21 protein-coding genes and 1 tRNA gene are annotated in these 18,984 nt (G+C 61.3%); 6 read left to right on the forward strand and 16 right to left on the reverse strand.

Annotated features, from left to right (window positions below):
* Window positions 1-491: 491 nt before the first annotated feature.
* Window positions 492-1,295, reverse strand: coding sequence for a MipA/OmpV family protein (locus tag AC0L3L_RS28745; RefSeq protein WP_244555124.1), 804 nt, complete (start codon window positions 1,293-1,295; stop codon window positions 492-494).
* A gap of 875 nt (window positions 1,296-2,170) precedes the next feature.
* Here AC0L3L_RS28745 and AC0L3L_RS28750 point away from each other — a divergent pair.
* Window positions 2,171-3,010 (forward strand): ATP-dependent DNA ligase, encoded by an 840-nt coding sequence (locus AC0L3L_RS28750; protein ID WP_473640376.1) that lies wholly within the window; start codon window positions 2,171-2,173, stop codon window positions 3,008-3,010.
* A gap of 917 nt (window positions 3,011-3,927) precedes the next feature.
* Here the strand turns inward: AC0L3L_RS28750 and AC0L3L_RS28755 are convergent.
* Window positions 3,928-4,341 (reverse strand): hypothetical protein, encoded by a 414-nt coding sequence (locus AC0L3L_RS28755; RefSeq protein ID WP_473487698.1) that lies wholly within the window; start codon window positions 4,339-4,341, stop codon window positions 3,928-3,930.
* Between the two features lie 235 nt (window positions 4,342-4,576).
* On the opposite strand from AC0L3L_RS28755, the gene AC0L3L_RS28760 reads away from it, so the two are divergent.
* Window positions 4,577-4,810, forward strand: a complete 234-nt coding sequence (locus tag AC0L3L_RS28760) for a hypothetical protein (protein ID WP_473640378.1) — start codon at window positions 4,577-4,579, stop codon at window positions 4,808-4,810.
* Window positions 4,811-4,827: 17 nt separating this feature from the next.
* On the opposite strand, the gene AC0L3L_RS28765 is transcribed toward AC0L3L_RS28760, so the two are convergent.
* The 3 genes from AC0L3L_RS28765 to AC0L3L_RS28775 all read right to left on the reverse strand — a co-directional run bounded on the left by AC0L3L_RS28765 (window position 4,828) and on the right by AC0L3L_RS28775 (window position 6,137).
* Window positions 4,828-5,214, reverse strand: a complete 387-nt coding sequence (locus AC0L3L_RS28765) for a hypothetical protein (RefSeq protein ID WP_473528384.1) — start codon at window positions 5,212-5,214, stop codon at window positions 4,828-4,830.
* Between the two features lie 382 nt (window positions 5,215-5,596).
* A tRNA-Pro gene (locus tag AC0L3L_RS28770) sits at window positions 5,597-5,673 on the reverse strand.
* A gap of 176 nt (window positions 5,674-5,849) precedes the next feature.
* Window positions 5,850-6,137, reverse strand: a complete 288-nt coding sequence (locus tag AC0L3L_RS28775; protein WP_473640380.1) for a helix-turn-helix domain-containing protein — start codon at window positions 6,135-6,137, stop codon at window positions 5,850-5,852.
* 461 nt (window positions 6,138-6,598) lie between these two features.
* Here AC0L3L_RS28775 and AC0L3L_RS28780 point away from each other — a divergent pair, with 461 nt between their 5' ends.
* Window positions 6,599-6,877, forward strand: coding sequence for a hypothetical protein (locus tag AC0L3L_RS28780; RefSeq protein ID WP_473640381.1), 279 nt, complete (start codon window positions 6,599-6,601; stop codon window positions 6,875-6,877).
* 53 nt (window positions 6,878-6,930) lie between these two features.
* Here the strand turns inward: AC0L3L_RS28780 and AC0L3L_RS28785 are convergent, their stop codons facing one another.
* The 7 genes from AC0L3L_RS28785 to AC0L3L_RS28815 form a co-directional block, all read right to left on the reverse strand.
* Entirely contained in the window at window positions 6,931-7,269 is a 339-nt protein-coding gene (locus tag AC0L3L_RS28785) for a hypothetical protein (protein ID WP_473640383.1), read from the reverse strand.
* 292 nt (window positions 7,270-7,561) lie between these two features.
* Window positions 7,562-8,104: a MerR family transcriptional regulator gene (locus tag AC0L3L_RS28790; RefSeq protein WP_123147533.1), complete on the reverse strand. Its 543-nt coding sequence runs from the start codon at window positions 8,102-8,104 to the stop codon at window positions 7,562-7,564.
* 195 nt (window positions 8,105-8,299) lie between these two features.
* Window positions 8,300-8,623, reverse strand: coding sequence for an integration host factor subunit alpha (locus tag AC0L3L_RS28795; RefSeq protein ID WP_095485783.1), 324 nt, complete (start codon window positions 8,621-8,623; stop codon window positions 8,300-8,302).
* A 104-nt stretch (window positions 8,624-8,727) separates the two neighbouring features.
* Complete coding sequence (locus tag AC0L3L_RS28800; protein ID WP_095491040.1) at window positions 8,728-9,699, reverse strand: beta-ketoacyl-ACP synthase III; 972 nt, start codon at window positions 9,697-9,699, stop codon at window positions 8,728-8,730.
* Window positions 9,700-9,708: 9 nt separating this feature from the next.
* Window positions 9,709-10,773 (reverse strand): phosphate acyltransferase PlsX, encoded by a 1,065-nt coding sequence (gene plsX, locus AC0L3L_RS28805; protein ID WP_473640385.1) that lies wholly within the window; start codon window positions 10,771-10,773, stop codon window positions 9,709-9,711.
* 131 nt (window positions 10,774-10,904) lie between these two features.
* Window positions 10,905-11,453: a YceD family protein gene (locus tag AC0L3L_RS28810; protein ID WP_473640387.1), complete on the reverse strand. Its 549-nt coding sequence runs from the start codon at window positions 11,451-11,453 to the stop codon at window positions 10,905-10,907.
* Window positions 11,454-11,478: 25 nt separating this feature from the next.
* Window positions 11,479-12,021, reverse strand: a complete 543-nt coding sequence (locus tag AC0L3L_RS28815) for a ubiquinol-cytochrome C chaperone family protein (RefSeq protein ID WP_473640389.1) — start codon at window positions 12,019-12,021, stop codon at window positions 11,479-11,481.
* Window positions 12,022-12,136: 115 nt separating this feature from the next.
* Here AC0L3L_RS28815 and AC0L3L_RS28820 point away from each other — a divergent pair, with 115 nt between their 5' ends.
* Window positions 12,137-12,679: an outer membrane protein assembly factor BamE gene (locus tag AC0L3L_RS28820; protein WP_473640391.1), complete on the forward strand. Its 543-nt coding sequence runs from the start codon at window positions 12,137-12,139 to the stop codon at window positions 12,677-12,679.
* A gap of 278 nt (window positions 12,680-12,957) precedes the next feature.
* On the opposite strand, the gene AC0L3L_RS28825 is transcribed toward AC0L3L_RS28820, so the two are convergent.
* Window positions 12,958-15,099 carry a sodium-translocating pyrophosphatase gene (locus AC0L3L_RS28825; RefSeq protein ID WP_473640393.1) on the reverse strand — a complete coding sequence of 714 codons (2,142 nt, stop codon included), beginning with the start codon at window positions 15,097-15,099 and terminating at the stop codon, window positions 12,958-12,960.
* Between the two features lie 472 nt (window positions 15,100-15,571).
* Here AC0L3L_RS28825 and AC0L3L_RS28830 point away from each other — a divergent pair, with 472 nt between their 5' ends.
* Window positions 15,572-15,772 (forward strand): type II toxin-antitoxin system HicB family antitoxin, encoded by a 201-nt coding sequence (locus tag AC0L3L_RS28830; protein WP_473640395.1) that lies wholly within the window; start codon window positions 15,572-15,574, stop codon window positions 15,770-15,772.
* A 56-nt stretch (window positions 15,773-15,828) separates the two neighbouring features.
* The gene (locus AC0L3L_RS28835) at window positions 15,829-15,933 is read left to right on the forward strand and encodes a type II toxin-antitoxin system HicA family toxin (RefSeq protein WP_473640397.1); all 105 of its coding nucleotides are present in this window, start codon (window positions 15,829-15,831) and stop codon (window positions 15,931-15,933) included.
* A 57-nt stretch (window positions 15,934-15,990) separates the two neighbouring features.
* Here AC0L3L_RS28835 and AC0L3L_RS28840 read toward each other — a convergent pair whose 3' ends face one another.
* From AC0L3L_RS28840 to AC0L3L_RS28850, 3 genes are read right to left on the reverse strand one after another with little or no spacing between them, the layout of a single operon-like run.
* Window positions 15,991-16,755, reverse strand: a complete 765-nt coding sequence (locus tag AC0L3L_RS28840; RefSeq protein ID WP_473640399.1) for an ABC transporter permease — start codon at window positions 16,753-16,755, stop codon at window positions 15,991-15,993.
* Entirely contained in the window at window positions 16,752-17,690 is a 939-nt protein-coding gene (locus AC0L3L_RS28845) for an ABC transporter ATP-binding protein (RefSeq protein WP_473640401.1), read from the reverse strand. Before AC0L3L_RS28845 ends, AC0L3L_RS28840 begins: the two co-directional genes overlap by 4 nt.
* Window positions 17,687-18,853: an ABC transporter permease gene (locus AC0L3L_RS28850; RefSeq protein ID WP_473640403.1), complete on the reverse strand. Its 1,167-nt coding sequence runs from the start codon at window positions 18,851-18,853 to the stop codon at window positions 17,687-17,689. The genes AC0L3L_RS28845 and AC0L3L_RS28850 overlap by 4 nt, the downstream gene beginning before the upstream one ends.
* Window positions 18,854-18,984: the final 131 nt, after the last annotated feature.

Here is an 18,984-nt window from a genome sequence, read left to right on the forward strand (position 1 = left end):
ACCTCGCACGCCATACTCGATCCGCCTCGGGCTCGGGCTCCGGATCGACCTGCACCCGCTTCGGTTTCGCGCCCTTGTACACCTCGACAATCAGCCGCCGCTGTTCGGCAACCGCCACGTTGAGCGCTCGCGTCGAAGCCAACGATCCTGACGTTCTCTCAGCCTGCCTCAGATCGGGCAAGCGAGCGCTGAGCCGGACGAATTGCTCGACCAAACCAGCCCTTGCGTCGGCATCAATCCCACGGTCGATCAGCGTTTTGACCGTGCTCCGTTGAAGTGGACCCCCAGAGACCTAATGAGAGATGCCGTTAAGGCCAAGTATGATCGGTAGGACGATGAAAAAGAGGATTGCGAGAACGTAGATTACGGCCTTGTTGTCGGTGATCGGCTCAACCAACCAGTGGTCATCTCCATAGCGGTTGCGCTTAAGCCAACCGCGCTCCCATCTGTCACGGGCCTTCTTTCACGCGGCCGGGCCCAGACGCCAGGTATTAGAACAAGTCGAACGAGAACCTCTTCGAGATACTCAAGCCGAAAGCGAATTGATCTTCGCTGCCAAACTTAACAATCGGCGAATCGGCGGCGTCGCCCACAAGCTTACTGTACGATGCCTTTGCGTTCAAAAACCAGGTCGGCCGAAATTCATATCTTGCAAGCCCCCTGATACCCACGCTCTTAAAGCCACCGCCTGGATCAAAGGCGTCAACTCTGAAGCCTGTGTTAGCGGATTCTCGAGCCGAAACTCCGAAATAGCTGTCCATATAGTCGGCTGAAGCAACTGTCGCGAAAGGTCCCAATTTGAGCTCGAGCTCAGGCGTAGGCCGGGCCACCGCGTTCACGCCGAATTCACCCACGACACCGTCAGCACCCCCGAAAGCATAGCGAGCCTCTCCCCAAACCTCCGCGTTGGTCCATTCATAGCTGGCCCGCAAACCAGCTTCGAATGTAGCGTCGACATCATCAAGCCCGGACAGGTCTGGATCATCGCTGACGTCCCGATCAGAGGTGTAGTTGAAGGACGGACCGATCGCGAATCCGCCTGCCTGAGCCTCTGGGCTACCGATTGCAAACAAACCGGGGATGGCGAGATAGCCGAAGCCGATCACTGGCCACGGCCAAATCTCATAATCCTTTGAACCTTCGTATTCAGGCTGAATTATTCCGCCAAGGCCGAGTTCAATGACAACGTCGACATCAGTCTGCGGCGCCTGATCCACTCCTGAATTGTCGGCTGACCAGGCGCGCGTCACAAGGAGTACGGTTGCAGCAACCACGCTGAGGCCAATTTTGATCAAAACCTTCCACCTTCGGACGCTAGAAATCGTTCCACTGCATGGTGAAGTATCAACCAAGATGCTGCAAGCGAAATTGGCATAGTGAATATCAGCAACCGCGTCGTGTGGCCGAATTTTGGAGTTCGTGGGCGAACAGATCGAGGCATAGCTTAAACACAACCTCGGCCCGTCGTGATTATCACTGGGGCCGCGCCGACGCGGCCTATCTCAAAAGGGCTGGGTGGTGATCCGGCATGACCAAGGCAAAAGCTGTCTGAAATGGGTGTCAAAAGCCCCAAATCCGTCACTCGATCGTGATGGAATAGAACCGAGCGCAATGTTGTTGACCGATTGCGGGGGAACCCACGGAAGGGAGACAACCCTTATGCCCAGTCACATCACAATCGCAGTCTTGCTCATGATCCTAACCGGTGCCGCCGGGTGCATGACCAGCAGTGGAGCGCAGCATTCCACGACACAGACCACAAACGGTGGCAGCGGTAGCCCCGGCGGTAGCGGCGGCATGGGCGGCGGCGGCTACTAAGGCGAATGTGACGCGGACGGCGCTCCACGGCTTACCTGACGCTGCCGGTGGTGTCCTATTTCAAGGAGAACGGCATGCCGATCTGGCTGGTTCTAATTCGGGTCACTTGGCCTCACCGTGCCTACCACTTCAGACGGCCCGACAGCCGCTGCGGGGTAGGCAACCGACCGCCGGGCCTAACCGGCGGGGGTTTGGGTCGCCGGCTAGTTCTACCATAAGCCTCTCATGCATCATTACTAATTTAGTAAAATGGTCACGTTCCGTTCCCCTGGCTGTCAAATCGGATGAGCCTAGAGTCAATTTGGTGGCTAAACGAGTGAGTGCCGGCGGCCGGCTAGAATTTATTCCTCCGATGATGCGGACCTTGGTAGCCAAGCCGCCCCAAGGCGATGACTGGATGCATGAAGCCAAATTCGACGGCTACCGCTCCCAGATCATCATCGACGCCGACGGTGTGCGGATCTTCACTCGCCGCGGACTAGACTGGACATCGAAGTACCACGATTTGGCCGAGGCAGCCAAAGGTCTCTGCGTACAGAACGCCATCATCGACGGCGAAGTCGTCGTTCTGAATGAGGCTGGCCTTTCGGACTTTGCCGCGCTGCGCAAGGCAATCACCAGGCGCCAGCACGACCTCTATTTCGTCGCATTCGATCTGCTGCATCTCAACGGCCACGACTTGCGCGACATGGTGCTGGAGGACAGGCGGGAAATCCTGGCCGGCCTTATAGGGTCTGACAGCCGCATCCAGTTCAGCGAGACGATGCCGGGCGAGGCTAATGCGATCTATCATCTGATCGACGGGGCCGGCCTGGAAGGGATGGTATCAAAGCGTCGGGACAGCAAATATCGCAGCGGCCCGACCACCAATTGGCTGAAAACAAAATCCTTCACCGAAAGCGAGTTCGAATTGCTTGGCATCGAACGCGAGCGGGGTAAGCCGGCGTTCGCACTCATGGCAGAACCAGGCACGCGCAAATATGTCGGCAGCGCGTTTGTCAGTGTAAATCGCGAGATGCGCGAGCGGCTTTGGAAGCGGGTTCAGGAACATGCTGGGCCACCGCCCAAGGACATGCCGAAGCGACCGGCAACGCAGTGGGTCAAGGCGGGAATCAAAGCCCGCGTGAAGCACCTCAGGGGCGAGGACGACCTTCGCCACGCCTCGCTGCAGGACTTTTGGGATGAGAGCTAAGTAGCCATCACGCGGGTCAGTCTACGATGATGTGTCCCTCGACATCTCCGTCGATGCTAATCCCAGTCAGGCGGCGATTCCAAAAAAGGCAATGTGCCGAATGATGAACGAATGTGCCGTGGTCGTCTGGGGTCGCGTACTCAATCCTTGCGGTACGCTCGGCGAAATCTTCGTCGGCATGCAGGAGCCGAAAGAAGTCCGGGCGAATGATCCTGACTGCCGACGCGATCCTGACTGCCATTCTGACTGCCGACACACAAGCAGGTATCATGCTCCGGCGACCGCCATCGGCGTGAGCAGATAGAGCCGCCGTTACGAATAGTGCTGTCAGGCAAACGCGCTTCATCGCCCCGCCTTTCGCCAACTGGCCGCTTGCGGGCGAGAGAATGCGGCTAGTCAGCGAGCGAGTCCATACATGCAAGATGCGATCTTATCGAGCGTCCCGGCCTGGTGGGCTTGCTAGCGCCCTTCGAAATGAGGAATATAATCTCCATTGCGGCGAACCCCCTTCAACGGAGATCGCCATGCCTCGAAAGACCCTCGCCGACACTCTGGCCGCCCGCGAAACCATCTATGTCAATTGTGCGCACCCGATGTGCTGCAAATCGACGAAGCTCGACATCCAGGCGCTGACTGACAGGCTCGGCCGTGACCACGGCTCGATGCATGACGACCTGGTCGGGCTCTTTATCTGCTCAAATTGCAAGGCTGCCGGCGTGACCGCCGGCAGGTGTTCTTCACATGCATTCCTGACTACGAAGGCCAGCAGCGGGCGCGCAATCGCGACTGGAAGCCAACTTTCGAACGAAGGGGCTGAAAGTGGCCGGCGCCGCTTGGGGGGCGTTGGGGTAGATTTGCCTTTAGGGCGCCGGCCAGGCGGTTTGGGGTTCGCCGCAGGAAGAAGCTAGCAGAATTAGCTAGCCGGCAAGCGCCAGGCCGACGGCAATGCCTATGCCAATCACCAGCCCTGCAGCGAGTTTGCCGCCAAGATCCAATTCTGGTAGGCGGGAACGATCCGGTCCGCCATGAGTTAGTAAATCATGATGAACACCATGGAACCCCACGGACGCGCGATGGCGGATGCCAGGGAGCGCATCAACCGGACAAAGCTCGCGCTTGAGCGCACAGAGGAATTGCTGGCCGAGAATACCGCGCTTTGCAGCAGGATACGCGCGCGACGGTGTCTGGTCGAGGCCGCATACCGCTTGGTGCAGATCGATCCCGCCAGCGATGCGGCGCTCATTGGGCGTCTCCCCATTCCAGACGGGCCACGATGATATCGGCGGCAGCCTCTTTTGCGTCTTCGATAGAATAATGAATTGATTTTGCACGCCACCGAACGTTTTCGAAGACCTGAAGTTCGTACATCTCGGCAAGCCGCGGCGTGGGCTAGCCTGCGCCAGTCGAGTGGCGGTGATTAGTTCATCGAAGACGCGGTCGTGCCTCACGGTCCCAGCCTGTCGCCTCTCACCCCCGGCTGCCGGGCCTATCCGGCGCGGCCTGAGTGGCCATCTGGAGAGAATAAATGAACGCTCATGCAACCGTCACGGAAAGACCGGCCGGAACATGGCAATCGAACTCGGCCAGTGGATCACCCACCGCGACCAAGACATGCCATCGCTGGTTATGATGCGGCACAAGGCCGGCAATCTAGGAGAGATTTACGGCGTGCGATCGTTCGCAACCGTGGATCCGAACCGGGATAGAATGATGCTAGGCTCGGCGCTGCGGCCGATTGATGATGAGGCTTGGGCGGCTTGCTTGCTAACACCGGAATGGGCCGCCGAACTTGCGGCCTGACCGCCTCGCACCGCAACCTAGAAACCCCGCTTCGGCGGGGTTTTTCGTTGAGGGAAGCGTTGCGGAGAAACTGAAGGGTAATGCGCCAGTTCCTTAGAAGGACCAGCCTCAGCTGCCCGTTCTGAAGAAGACGACGGTAGGCCAACCTCGCCAAGCCACTCATCATAGCGATGGTTCAAGGCCAACAACAACTCGTCTGGCTCATCCATGCCGCCTTGGAATAACTCGATGATGTGACGACCAAGACGCTCTCTGGCCGGGTCGCCAACTGCTATCCCGGCCTGATGGCAATAATCGTCGACCACCGCGGCAAGCATTGAAATCTGCGCTGGATCCGTTGCGCGGTTGAAGGTCATATCGCTTCTCCCTTTGTTTTTGGGCGAAAGCGTGGTGATCTCTTCCAATCGACGGCTTGCCGTTAATGTGCGGGCGACTTCCGTTATATAGTGTGTCGGTTTGGTACATACGAGTCGCAGCGTCAACCTAACGCAACGTCAGGTTGCGGCAACCCGCGAATGATGATCAATGCACAGGAAACGAACCTAAACGCGTGGCGCTTGAACACTGCGCCCGGTTCCCGAAGACACAATTCGTCATTACCGCCGTGATCCCGATTCACCATAGTCTCAAATCGGGCGCGGCGGTGAACCGTTTTCGGCAACACCGATGCGGCGGCTCAGGCAACATCTGCCGCGTCCACCTTGCGCGCGGTTGTTGTGCTGGCTACAGTGCGGCTATTTTCCGTATAGCCAGCTTGGGGGATACTGACTAAGTCTTTGTTTTTAATGGTCGGAGTGGCCGGATTCGAACCGACGACCCCTTGACCCCCAGTCAAGTGCGCTACCGGGCTGCGCTACACTCCGGACCGGTCGCGATGTATCGTGATAACCCGGTTCGGGTCAACCGAATTCGGCGGCCGTCGCGCCGATGCCCTGCATTGTGGATTTGAAGTTCCTGCTCTGTTGGACGTCGTCAGCATTCAGGAACTTCAAATCCAGAATCACACTCGTTTGTCTGGCTTGATCCTCTGGCGTCGCTGTTATGAGACGGGCCGTCGATTTTCCACGGATTTTGTCAGCACGGCTGTATTGATCAGCGCGTCTTCCGGAAGCCGGAGCGCGGAGGCTATTCGCCGAAGCTTCGACAAATCTGCATTCTTGCCGTTCTCGATGTCCGCGATTTCATCGACCGCCAGGCCGCACGTCAGAGACAGCTCTTCCATGCTGTATCCCCTGGTTTCTCGGATGGCCTTGAGGGCGCTGTGGTCGGGGGCAGCTTCGGTCGCCGACAGTTCGGAAAAAGCTTCGCTTGTTGCTATTTGGGGCATTTGGCAACTCCGTGGATTTAAAGAGTTTGATCAAATCAAGAAGTTGCCTGAGACGGCGCAGAGAATGCCCTCTCGATGGTGATTTGCCAAGCACCAAAAATGCCGTCACGGCATCGTGATTCCGATCGGCGCAGCCTGGCACAGGCCTCGGCGGCACCGGCACGGGACCGTCATCCCGATCGAGTTCTTTGACTGGCCGATCGCCGAATTGTTCGACGGTTCTGAGCCGCTCCCTTGTTAAGCGGCTGTCGCTGGCCCGTCAGCCGCTTTGAACGGATCGAATCAGCGGCGGGAGCTTGACCCAAGCGCAGAACGCGTCAGGGGGCTGCGAATATTTTTGAACCGACGCGTGAACCTTTCCTCTCCGGGCCGCACCAAGACGGTATGGACGCCACAAAGGCAGTCCCCAACCAGAAGGACGCCCTGACGGCGATCCTCGATCCAGAGAAGGAAATGCTCGAATGACCAATATCTCGAACTTCAAGCGCCTGCCGCTCGCCGCTGCCATCGTCGTCTCGGCCTTCGGCTCGATTTCCGTTCCGAGCTCGGCCTTCGCCAACGGCACGCACCCCACCGGCGACGGCGGCGCGGTTTGTAAGGGTGCGGGTCACTGTCTGGTGCTGGAGCTCGACTGCAAGGGTACATACACGGATGCTACCGACCCCAACGGCACCGTCTATGGCAAATGCAGCCAAACCGCGCAGGTCAGCCCGAAGAACAAGCTCAAGCTCGCGCGCTGATCGACTTATTATCAACGAAAATGGCGGTCGTCCGCGCCGCCATTTTCTTTGTTTCAACGTGCCGATCTGGATGTCGGTCGCGACGTCTTCTGCTGTCGGCTGAGCAACAGGCTGGCGACGAGCCCGACCACAACCAACCCGACAGCGGCCGCTGTCGCGGGATGATCGCGGGCTGTCTTCTCTATCACCCTGCTATGCCTCCTGATCGCAGGCAGAGCGTCACTGATGCGCTCGGCAAGGTCCGAGTAATAGTCCGACGCGGTTTCACGCCCGTCCTCGTAATAGGCGCTGCCGCGCCTGGACACGGCTTTTCTCAGCGCCGCCAGTTCCCTGGAGAGGGATGCGACCTGCTTTTCAAGGTCGATGTCGGAGAGGGTCGAAAAAGATACCATGATATGCTTCCTTCCTTTGCGAAAAAGAACGCATGATTTCGGAAGCAGTTCCGGTTTTTGCCGGCGATCGATCGGGCCTTAAAGCGCGCTGGGTCTGAAGGGATTCATGCGACCCACTTTTTCTTTTTATGCGTCGTTGTCCTGCGCATCCGGCTCAAGCCCGAGGGCATGCTTTTGGGCGACATGCACTACAGCGCCGCGCGTCCTATTGGACGCGCAAGGGACGCTGTAGCACTTTAATTTTGCGCATGATCCTTTTCCGAAAATCGATTCCGATTTTCGGGGTCATGCGCTAGCGCACCTGATCGAGCAGGCGCTTGCATTCCAGAAGGTCGAACAGCGCCTCCTGCAGCAAAGCACGGTTGTCGCGCGAGAGTTTCGACGTGCCCGGCTGCACCGGCCCGTCGTCGTCGGTCTTGCCCAGGCCGAAAAAGCGCCGGCTGGGTTTCACCTTGGGCTCGCCGACCAGCATCTCGTCATCGGCGCCGCGCGGCTGGGCCGCCGGCGTCAGCGGCACCGCATCGGCCTGCCGGCGTTGCGAGATCGCCTCGACGGCCGCCATGTCGCCACTGCCGATGGCGACGAGGAAATGGTTGCCGTTCTCGCGCAGCAGCTTCTGCACGCCCTTGATCGTATAGCCCTGGTCGTAGAGCATGTGGCGGATGCCCTTGATCAGTTCGACATCCTGCGGCCGGTAGTAGCGGCGGCCGCCGCCGCGCTTCATCGGTTTGATCTGGTTGAAACGCGTTTCCCAAAAACGCAGCACATGCTGCGGCAGGTCGAGATCTTCTGCGACCTCACTGATGGTGCGGAAAGCATCGGGGCTCTTGTCCATGGACGAAATCCTCACGCTGGAGCATGATCCCGAAAAGTGGGAATCGGTTCTCGGCCAAGATCATGCTCAACAAAGAGTCATTCCGATCCGGCTGGTTCTGCCGAATCGGGCCTTATTTCAGCGGTTTATGAAACAATATTCAAGCCCGGCGTCAAAGCGGGCGACCGTTTTCAACCGGGCTTTGATGCGCAGCCGCTATTTGCTGCCCTTGGCCTTGCTGTTCTGGTGGGCGCGCAGAATGCGGTTCTTCAGCACATTCGACGATTTGAAGGTCATCACCCGGCGCGGCAGGATCGGCACTTCCTCGCCGGTCTTGGGATTGCGCCCGATGCGCTCGTTCTTGGAGCGGACATGGAACGTCGCGAACGATGACAATTTCACCGTCTCGCCGCGAACGATCGCTTCGCAAATCTCGTCCAGAACCGCTTCGACGAGCTCGGCCGATTCAGTGCGCGACAAGCCAACCTTGCGATAAACGGCTTCAGCAAGATCGGCGCGCGTAAGTGTCTTTCCCCCCATGCGAACCGTCCCCATCAGCTCAAAAACATAACTCTATACAAGCAGAGATAGAGCCTAAGTAATTGATCCGGCAAGGTCAAGGACCGAACCTGTCAGTTCGGCACTTACCAGCGAACCAAAACCGCGCCCCAGGTGAAGCCCCCGCCCATCGCCTCGATCAGCACCAGGTCACCCTTCTTGATGCGGCCGTCGGCGACGGCCACCGACAGAGCCAGCGGCACGGAAGCAGCCGAGGTATTGCCGTGCAAATCGACCGTAACCACCACCTTTTGCTCTGCTATCCCAAGCTTTTTGGCGGAAGCGTCGATAATTCGTTTATTGGCCTGATGCGGCACGAACCAGTCGAGATCCTCAGCGGTTATGCCGGCAGCTGAGAACGTCGCCTCGATGACGTCGGTGATCATGCCGACCGCGTGCTTGAACACTTCGCGGCCTTCCATCCTGAGATGGCCCACCGTTCCAGTGGTCGACGGTCCACCGTCGACGAACAGCTTGTCCTTGTGGGCCCCGTCGGAGCGCAGGCTGGCCGCCAGCACGCCGTGGTCGGCAATGCTGCCCGCCCCCTCTCCTGCTTCCAGCACCATTGCGCCGGCGCCGTCGCCGAACAGGACGCAGGTCGAGCGATCGCTCCAGTCGAGGATGCGCGAGAAGGTTTCGGAGCCGATCACCAGCACGCGTTTGGCCAGGCCGCCGCGGATATAGAGGTCGGCTGTCGTCACCGCGTAGACAAAGCCCGAGCACACTGCCTGCATGTCGAAGGCGAAGCCGTGATGCATGCCGAGCCGGTTCTGGATGTCGACGGCGGTCGCTGGAAAGGTGTTGTTGGGCGTCGAAGTCGCCAGCACGATCAGGTCGATATCGGCCGGCGTCAGGCCGGCATTGTCGAGGGCTGCGCGCGCCGCAGCCTCGCCGAGCGAAGCCGTCGTCTCGTCGTCGGCCGCGATATGGCGCTGGCGAATGCCGGTGCGCTGGGCGATCCATTCGTCTGACGTCTCGACCATGCCTTCGAAATCGGCATTCTTCATGATGCGGCGGGGCAGCGCGGCGCCTGTGCCGCGCACGACTGATCTGATCAAGGCTCTTTCCTATTCCTCTGCGTCGGCAACGACGTCGGATTTCCTCTGGGCATGCGGATTGCGCGCATGGAACAGGTCGAGATCGGCTTCGATGCGGTCGAGCAGATTGTTGCGCACCATGTCGTAGCCAAGCTCGATCGCCGCCGCAAAGCCGTCCGAATCAGCCCCGCCATGGCTTTTCACCACGATGCCGTTCAGACCCAGGAAAACACCGCCATTGGAGCGGCCGACATCCATCTTTTCGCGCAGGCGATCGAAGGCGCCTTTGGCGAATATATAGCCGATCCTGGCCATCAGCGTCCGGTCCATCGCGGCACGCAGATAACCGGCGATCTGTCTTACGGTGCCTTCCGCCGTCTTCAGCGCGATGTTGCCGGCAAATCCTTCGGTGACGACCACGTCGACCGTGCCCTTGCCGATGTCGTCGCCCTCGACGAAACCATGGTAGTTCATCGAGGCCATGTTGGCCTCGCGCAACATGCGGCCCGCCTCCTTGACCTCTTCCTGGCCCTTGATCTCCTCGACGCCGACATTGAGCAGGCCGACGGTCGGCCGTTCGATGCCGAAAACCGAGCGCGCCATGCCTGTGCCCAGAATGGCAAAGTCAACCAGTTGATGCGCATCCGCGCCGATGGTGGCGCCGACGTCCAGCACCACGCTTTCGCCGCGCAATGTCGGCCAGAGCGCCGCAATCGCCGGACGGTCGATGGTCGCCATGGTGCGAAGGCAGAACCTCGACATCGCCATCAGCGCGCCGGTGTTGCCGGCCGAGATGCAGGCGTCGGCAGTGCCCGCCTTGACCGCCTCGACCGCTTTCCACATCGACGACTTCCAGCGGCCATGGCGCAGCGCCTGGCTCGGCTTGTCGTCCATCCTGACTGCTATCTCGCAGTGAATGAACTCGCACACTTCCGCCAACTTGGGGAGTTTTGCGAGTTCGGGGCGCACTGCCTCATCGCGACCATAGATGACGAAGCGGATGTCGGGACGCCGTGTCGCGACCGTCATGAGCGCCGGGATGACCACGCTTGGTCCGTGATCGCCACCCATGGCATCGATGGAAATCCTGATCACGCGGTGTTCATCTCACAGTTTGCTTGAGCGAGCGCCTGGCGCTGGCAACGGTTTTGGGGCTCGCGAAGGTTCGGCGAAAATAGCGTTTTTGGGCTGCCGCACAACCGGCTTTCTCCGATTGGGTCGGGTTTTCAGGATTTTCCCAGCAGGGAACGCAGCTTTTGCTGGAATTCGCTTTCCGCAGTCCCGGCATCGTCGGCAGCCTCCATTGAAACGCCTTGCTTGCGCGGATAGGGATCGATCGCCAACCCAAAGAACTGTTCGGCGAGCGCCCCGACATCGATCGTATTGCCGGAAAATGTTTCCGGGCTGTCCGGCCCTTCGGCATCGAGCATTATCTCGCCGCCGCCCTCGAAACCGTGCCGCCCAAGCTTGGACTGCTCCGGCAGAAACAGTGCGTCGACCGCCTCGGCTATATGCGCCTCGACCGGGTCGAGGGTGACGATGCAGGCCTGGGCGATATCGGCCTCGACGCGGCCGCTGACCTTGACGCCGTTGCGTTTCCACGGCGCCACCAGGAGTTCGACACGGTAGTTCTCGACCGAGAGCAAATCGTGCTCGCCCGCCAGCGCGGCGCGCTGCGCGGCGTCGGCCTCGATCACCACCGGCAGTCCCTTTTGCGGCAGCCTGGCGACATTGGCCACGAAGGACACAGGGCTCTGGGAATCTGCGTGTTTCATCTTTTCCTTAGATAGTCTTATTTTCTTAGATAGTCTTGGCCACGGGGAATGCCACCGTGCCGGAAACAATCGATTCGGTCGGCTGTTCCGCGAGTCGCCTGGAGACATCGGCGACGTAGCCGGCCAGTTGCGTTGCTTGCGGCCAGGTGGCGGCATCGGGCCTGACATTGCGGGCAAGGGCGGCGGCGAGTGCATCATGGTCGTTTCGTTCCAGCGCATCGTCATAGGCGGCGGTGCGGCCATAAAACATCTTCGCCAGTTTCTTCATGCGCTTCGGCACGCCGACGTCGCCGATGCCCAGTTCCCGCAGCGAATGCTCGACATCCATGAAGAATTCGTCGATCAGCACCTGCGCAACCTCCCCGGCAACACCGCCCTCGCCGCGCAGCCGGTGCTGGAACAGGAACATGTGCAGCGACAGCATCTCGAAGCGGCCAAGCGGCGTGTCCGGTATATTCCAGTCGGAATAAAACACGGTTTGCCGCGCCGCTGCCACGATTTGTGCGTAAAGCGCCTCGGTGATAGCGCGGTTGGCGTGACGTTCGCGACCAAAAAGGCGCTGGAACATTGAGGGTGGTCTCCCGGGGACCGCTTGTTTGAATTGGCCTTGTTGCATCGGCGAGCAAGCTGGTTTACCGGTTTTGCGGCCCAGCGCAAGTTGCGGCCAGCTAATGGAGTTGTAGTTGCGCGCGCTGAAATTCAAGTCGACTTTTCTGTCCAGGTCCGCTTTGTCCAGGTCCGCCGGCGCGGTCTCGCTGCTGGCGGTTGCATCGGCGCTGTCCGCCTGCAACTCGTCGAAAATGATCGGCGATCTCAATCCGAGCGAGACGCTGACGCAGGGCTACGTGATCGACCAGCAGGCGATCGACCTGGTGCCGGTCGGCTCGAGCCGCGAACAGGTGCTTCTGGCGCTCGGCACCCCGTCGACGAAGGCGACTTTCGACAACGAGGCCTTCTACTACATCTCGCAGACGCGCAAGCGTTACGTCGCCTTCGACAAGCCGAGGCTGGTCGACCAGAAGGTGCTCGCCGTCTATTTCGGCGAGGACGGGCGCGTTACCCAGATCGCCAATTACGGCTTGAAGGACGGCAAAGTGTTCGACTTCATCTCGCGGACCACGCCGACCGGCGGCAAGGACCAGAACTTCCTTAGCCAGATCATCGGCGGCGCCAGCAAGCTGGCGCCCGGCCTCCCCGGCGGCGGCGGCGGCGCGCCCGGCACCTGATCCATCCCGGCAGAATCAGCTTCTCATCCTTTCCTTTTGCTTCCCTGGAAGCAGCAACATCTCAGGCGACCGAAAACCCGCGGGAGCGATCCTGCGGGTTTTTGTTTTGAGACAGCAAGCCAGCGTCGCAGGCTGCGGGCCGCAGACGACTTGAACACGAGCTTTGGAGCCGTCACGGGCGTCAATGCCCTGATGCTGGACGTCCAAAATAGAAGAACCCGCGGGATCGCTCCCGCGGGTTCGGTTCTGGATTTCGGCCCCGGAAGGGCCGAGCGGCCTCAGCCGTGCGCGAGCACGGCCAGCAGCAGCAGGGCGACGATGTTGGTGATCTTGATCGCCGGGTTGACTGCCGGACCGGCGGTGTCCTTGTAGGGATCGCCGACGGTGTCGCCGGTCACCGAGGCCTTGTGTGCCTCGGAACCTTTTAGATGCTTGACGCCGTCCCTGCCGGTGAAGCCGTCCTCAAACGATTTTTTCGCGTTGTCCCAGGCGCCGCCGCCAGAGGTCATCGAGATGGCAACGAACAGGCCGTTGACGATGACGCCGAGCAGCGAGGCGCCGAGCGCCGCAAAGGCGGATGCCTTCGAGCCCGAGATCAGCAGCACGCCGAAATAGACGACCAGCGGCGCCAGCACCGGCAGCAGCGACGGAATGATCATTTCCCGGATCGCCGCCTTGGTGAGAAGATCGACCGCTCGCGCATAGTTCGGCTTCGACGTGCCGGCCATGATGCCCGGATCCTCGCGGAACTGCTTGCGCACCTCCTCGACGATGGCACCCGCCGCACGGCCGACGGCGGTCATGGCGATGCCGCCGAACAGATACGGAATGAGACCGCCGAAGATCAGGCCGGCGACGACGTAAGGGTTGGAGAGATCGAAAGAGACTTCGCCCATACCCTGGAAGTAAGGATATTTGTCGCTATTGGCGGCAAAGAACTTCAGGTCGTTGGAGTAGGCCGCAAACAGCACCAGCGCACCGAGACCGGCCGAACCGATGGCGTAACCCTTGGTCACCGCCTTGGTGGTGTTGCCGACGGCGTCGAGCGCATCGGTGGATTGGCGCACCTCCTTGGGCAAGCCGGCCATTTCGGCAATGCCGCCGGCATTGTCGGTGACCGGGCCGAAGGCGTCGAGCGCCACGATCATGCCGGCGAGGCCGAGCATCGTGGTGACCGCGATCGCCGTGCCGTAGAGGCCGGCGAACTGGTAGGTCGATATGATGCCGCCGACGATCACGATCGCCGGAAGTGCTGTCGATTCCAGCGAGACCGCAAGACCCTGGATGACGTTGGTGCCGTGACCGGTGACCGATGCCTGGGCGATGGAGTTCACCGGGCGCTTGTCGGTGCCGGTATAGTATTCGGTGATCACCACGATGAGACCGGTCACCAGAAGGCCGATCAGGCCGCAGATGAACAGGTTCGCGCCGGTGATGGCCATGCCGTCGACCGTGCCGATCTCGCCCCAGCCCAGCGTTGCCGAGGTGGCGACGCCGAGGCCGACGATCGACAGCAGGCCGGTGACGATCAGGCCCTTGTAGAGCGCGCCCATGATCGAGCCGTTGGAGCCGAGCTTGACGAAAAAAGTGCCGACGATGGACGTCAGGATGCAGGCGCCGCAGATGGCCAGCGGATAGAGCATCGTGGCGCTGAGAACGGCGGTGCCGCCGAAGAAGATGGCGGCGAGGACCATGGTGGCGACCACGGTCACCGCATAGGTCTCGAACAGGTCGGCGGCCATGCCGGCGCAGTCGCCGACATTGTCGCCGACATTGTCGGCGATGGTGGCCGGATTGCGTGGATCGTCTTCGGGAATGCCGGCTTCGACCTTGCCGACGAGATCGCCGCCGACGTCGGCGCCCTTGGTGAAGATGCCGCCGCCGAGACGGGCGAAGATCGAGATCAGCGAGGCGCCGAAGCCGAGCGAAACCAGCGAATCGATGACGACACGGTCGTTGGGCTGAAGGCCCATGAATTGGGTGAGGATCAGGTAGTAGATCGAGACGCCGAGCAGGGCCAGGCCAGCAACCAGCATGCCGGTGATGGCGCCAGACTTGAAGGCGATCTCGAGGCCGGCAGCGAGGCTGTTGGAAGCCGCCTGCGCGGTGCGGACATTGGCGCGCACCGAGACGTGCATACCGATGAAGCCGGCAGCGCCCGACAGAACGGCGCCGATCAGGAAGCCGATGGCGGCGGTGATCGAAAGCAGCCACCAGGCGAGCAGCAGGACCACGACACCGACGATGGCGATGGTGGTGTACTGGCGCGCCAGATAGGCCTGCGCGCCTTCGCGGATGGCCGCGGAAATTTCCTGCATGCGTGCATTGCCCTGATCGGCCGCGAGGACCGAACGTGTCGCCCAGATGGCGTAAAGGACTGAAAGCAGACCGCAGGCGATGACAGCTGAAATTATGGTCATTGCCGGATTTTCCTCGCTTGATGACCCAAAAGAACCCCTCCCTGGGCCGTTGAGACAGGGGAGCGGATTCCGCGCGCGTAATCCGCTCCCTTCGCACCGGCTTATGCGAAACAGGGTTGCGAACGTCAAGATATTGTTCGGTTTTTGCCCGGCTTTCGCCCAAAAGCCCCGCCTTTCGCCCAAAAGCAATGGGCGGCAACACGCTCGCCAGCGCCGCCACCCAATTAGATCGATTGAAATCGGCTGGCGGTCGTCAGCCTTTGCGCAGGTCGCAGTCAGCTTGACGACGAAGATCAGCACAGCCAGCATGGTCATGTAGAACATGAAAGCCTTCTGCTGGCCGTTCCAGATGTTGGACTGCCACACCCGTCGCGAGCCTGATCAGACAGGAAGAACTTGCAGCTCAGCGCTCATGCAGCTTTGCAAATACCGGCGGGCAGCCTATCCTTCAGGGTGGAATTGGAGATGACTCATGAAGTTCAAGGCGATCATTCACGAAGCCGAAGAAGGTGGCTACTGGGCCGAAGTGCCGGCAATTCCCGGCTGCGCGACCCAGGGTGAAACCTTGGACGAACTTGTCGATAACTTGCGTGAAGCGATCGAAGGCTGCCTCTCGGTAGAGCCGCTATCTTTCACTTCAGAACCCGGCCGGGTCATGGAAATCGCTGTTTGAAGTCCATTTCCGGCAAGGAGCTTGCGCGTGCCATCGAGCGGCAAGGCTGGTAGCTTTTGCGTGTTGCCGGCAGTCATCACATCTACGGCAAGGAAGGCAGCATCGTGCGCCTTTCGATCCCGATTCACGGCAACAGGCCGCTCAAAACAGGGCTCTTGTGACATCTCTTGGCGCTGGCCGAGATGAGCGAACGCGATATCTGAGCTCTGAGCCGTCGGCTATGCTGTCTCCCGCCCCATGCGGCGCGCAGTGTAGCGTTCGATCGCAGACAGCCCGTCATAGATCAGCACGGCAAGGGCTGCGACGATCAGGCCTCCCTGCAGGACGAAGGCGAGGTTGTTGGACAACAGACCGGCGATGATCACCTCGCCGAGCGTCCTGGCCGCCACGGTCGAGCCGATCGTCGCGGTGGCGAGGCTGATGACCACCGACAGCCGGATGCCGCCGAGAATGATCGGTGCGCTGAGCGGCAGCTCGACCCTGCCCAGCCTTTGCCAGCCGGTCATGCCGGCGCCGCGCGCCGCCTCGACCACATTGGCCGGCAGCGTCGTCAGCCCGGTCAGCGCGTTCTCGAAGTTCGGCAGCAGACCGTAGAGAAACAGCGCGATAAGTGTCGGCTTTTCGCCGAAGCCGACGGCCGGGACGGCCAGCGCCAGCACCGCCACCGGCGGAAAGGTCTGGCCGATATTGACCAGGCTGCGCGACAGCGGCAGGAATTCGACGCCGGCCGGCCTGGTGACCAGGATGGCGAGGGCCACGGCAACGATGGTCGCCGCCACCGTTGCGATCAGAACGGTCCTCAGATGCAGCAGCGTCAACGTCAAAAGGCTGCCCTGATTGTAGATTGCCGGCGCGTTGTTCTCGGTCAGCGGCTTCAGAAGCGGCTCGAACCAGCCGGGATTGGTCACGAAGGCAACCAGCAACACCACCAGGACAAGCCTGAGCAGCGACGGAAGCCAAGCTTTTACACCGGCCTCCTTCATGCCGGCCTCGCCGCGCGTTTCACCAGCCCGTCCACCGTCACGCGGCCGAGCGGCTTGCCGTCGGCGCCTTTCACTGGCAATGCCGGGCGGCCCGACCAGAGGAGCTCGGCCAGCGCATCGCGCTGGCTGGCGTCGGCGGGGATCGCCTCGCCTTCGGCGGTGCCCGTCTCCACCGCGTCGCGCACCCGGCCGAGCGACAGCAGCCTGAACGGTTTTTCGCTGGCGCCGACCAGGGTCTCGACGAAGGCGCTGGCCGGCTTCGCCAGGATCTCGGCGGGCTTGGCATATTGCACCAGCTTGCCGGCATCCATCACCGCGATCTTGTCGCCCATATGCACCGCCTCTTCCATGTCATGGGTGACGAGGATGATGGTGGTGCCGAAACGCTTCTGGATCGCCAGAAGATCCTCCTGCGCCTTGTTGCGGATGATCGGGTCGAGGGCGCCGAACGGCTCGTCCATCAACAGCACGTTCGGCTCCGCGGCAAGCGCCCGGGCGACGCCGACGCGCTGCTGCTGGCCGCCAGAGAGCTCGTGCGGATAGCGTGGCCCGAACGCCTGGGGATCGAGCTGGTAGAGCGTCATCAACTCGTCGACGCGGCGCTTGATGCGGGCCGCGTCCCAGCCGAGCAGCACCGGCACGGTTGCGATGTTCTGCGCCACCGTGCGATGCGGAAACAGCCCATGGCCCTGGATGGCGTAGCCAATGCTGCGGCGCAGTTCGTAGCCGGGCAGCGAGCGGTTGTCGGCGCCGTCTAGCCTGATCACGCCCGCGGTCGGCTCGACCAGCCGGTTGATCATGCGAAGCAGCGTCGTCTTGCCGGAGCCGGAGGTGCCGACGATGACGGCGATGGTGCGCGGCTCGATCAGCAACGACACGTCGTCGACCACCGTTGTCGCGTCGTAGCGCTTGGTAATGCCTTCGATCTCGATCATGCCGGTTGTGCCTCGCGTCTCCTGGTGGAGGTCATTTCAATCACCGCGTCGAGGATGATGGCGGCGGCAAAGGCCATAGCCACCGTCGGCACGGCGCCGAGCAGCACCAGGTCCATCGCCGTCTGGCCAACACCCTGGAACACGAACACGCCGAAGCCGCCGCCGCCGATCAGCGCGGCAATGGTGGCAAGGCCGATGTTCTGGACCAGCACGATGCGGATGCCGGTGAGGATCACCGGGAAGGCCAGCGGAAATTCGACGCCGAACAGGCGCTGGCGATCGGTCATGCCCATGCCGCGTGCGGCGTCATTGGCGGCGCGCGGCACGCCGGCAAGACCGACCACGGTGTTGGCCACCACCGGCAGCAGCGAATACAGGAACAGGGCAACGAAAGCGGGCGCGGTGCCGATGCCGCGAATGCCGAGCGCGGCTGCGCCGGGAACATGCGTGGCGACCCAGCCGAGCGGCGCGATCAACAGGCCGAACAGCGCGATCGAGGGGATGGTCTGGATGATGTTCAGCACGTTGAGCACGCCGGCCCGCAATTTTTCGGCGCGGTGGCAGAGGATGCCGAGCGGCAGGCCTGATATCACCGCCGCCGCCAGCGAACCCAGCGCCAGCGTCACATGCTTGGAGCCTTCCGCCCAGAAACTGTCGGCACGGTTGGCATATTCCTTGAGGATCGACAGGCTGTTCCAGCTTCCCGAGACCAGCAACAGGCCGATGGCCAGAGCTGCGACTACAAGTATGCCAACCCGCGCCCATGGCGACAGGTTCAGCCTTGTCAGCACATCGGCGAGCAAAAGCGTAAAGGCGAAGATGAGCAGCCAGAAGCCCGAGGCCGGCGAGATGCGGGCAAAGGTATTGCCCTCAGGCGTCAGGAAGCTGCCGGCGACGCCGATCAGCAGCGCCAATGCTGCAAGCACGACCACACTGGCGGCAAGGCGTAGGATCAGCGGCGTCTTCAACAGCGCGATGAGCCCCGCGGCGACAACGATCGCCAGCAGCAGCGGGCCTGCCGCCGCAGGCAGAGCCTCGAGGATCGAGCGTGCCTCGCCTGGCACGATGCGGTTGGCGCGGAAGGTGGCGAAGGGCGCCACGAAGGCGGCATAAGCAACGATCGCGGCGATGACCACGCCGAGCTTGTCAAAGCGGATGGTCATCGGAGCCCCCCGAGCGGGCAGATTGGTAGCTTCGTGAAGAGCGCCCGTCCAGCAGCCTCGGAGATTGGCGAAAGCCAAAGTGACATCTGATCTCCCCCCTTGCGGGGGAGATGGCCGGCAGGCCAGAGGGG

Source organism: Mesorhizobium sp. WSM4849 (assembly GCF_055811385.1).

Bases quoted from the DNA above. Each gene is read 5' to 3' on its own strand.
- AC0L3L_RS28850 (WP_473640403.1), bottom strand. From the start codon at position 18,853: ATGACCATCCGCTTTGACAAGCTCGGCGTGGTCATCGCCGCGATCGTT.
- AC0L3L_RS28830 (WP_473640395.1), top strand. From the start codon at position 15,572: ATGAAGTTCAAGGCGATCATTCACGAAGCCGAAGAAGGTGGCTACTGG.
- AC0L3L_RS28815 (WP_473640389.1), bottom strand. From the start codon at position 12,021: ATGTTCCAGCGCCTTTTTGGTCGCGAACGTCACGCCAACCGCGCTATC.
- AC0L3L_RS28825 (WP_473640393.1), bottom strand. From the start codon at position 15,099: ATGACCATAATTTCAGCTGTCATCGCCTGCGGTCTGCTTTCAGTCCTT.
- AC0L3L_RS28810 (WP_473640387.1), bottom strand. From the start codon at position 11,453: ATGAAACACGCAGATTCCCAGAGCCCTGTGTCCTTCGTGGCCAATGTC.
- AC0L3L_RS28790 (WP_123147533.1), bottom strand. From the start codon at position 8,104: ATGGACAAGAGCCCCGATGCTTTCCGCACCATCAGTGAGGTCGCAGAA.
- AC0L3L_RS28760 (WP_473640378.1), top strand. From the start codon at position 4,577: ATGGCAATCGAACTCGGCCAGTGGATCACCCACCGCGACCAAGACATG.
- AC0L3L_RS28845 (WP_473640401.1), bottom strand. From the start codon at position 17,690: ATGATCGAGATCGAAGGCATTACCAAGCGCTACGACGCGACAACGGTG.
- AC0L3L_RS28780 (WP_473640381.1), top strand. From the start codon at position 6,599: ATGACCAATATCTCGAACTTCAAGCGCCTGCCGCTCGCCGCTGCCATC.
- AC0L3L_RS28785 (WP_473640383.1), bottom strand. From the start codon at position 7,269: ATGGTATCTTTTTCGACCCTCTCCGACATCGACCTTGAAAAGCAGGTC.
- AC0L3L_RS28840 (WP_473640399.1), bottom strand. From the start codon at position 16,755: ATGAAGGAGGCCGGTGTAAAAGCTTGGCTTCCGTCGCTGCTCAGGCTT.
- AC0L3L_RS28775 (WP_473640380.1), bottom strand. From the start codon at position 6,137: ATGCCCCAAATAGCAACAAGCGAAGCTTTTTCCGAACTGTCGGCGACC.
- AC0L3L_RS28750 (WP_473640376.1), top strand. From the start codon at position 2,171: ATGATGCGGACCTTGGTAGCCAAGCCGCCCCAAGGCGATGACTGGATG.
- AC0L3L_RS28795 (WP_095485783.1), bottom strand. From the start codon at position 8,623: ATGGGGGGAAAGACACTTACGCGCGCCGATCTTGCTGAAGCCGTTTAT.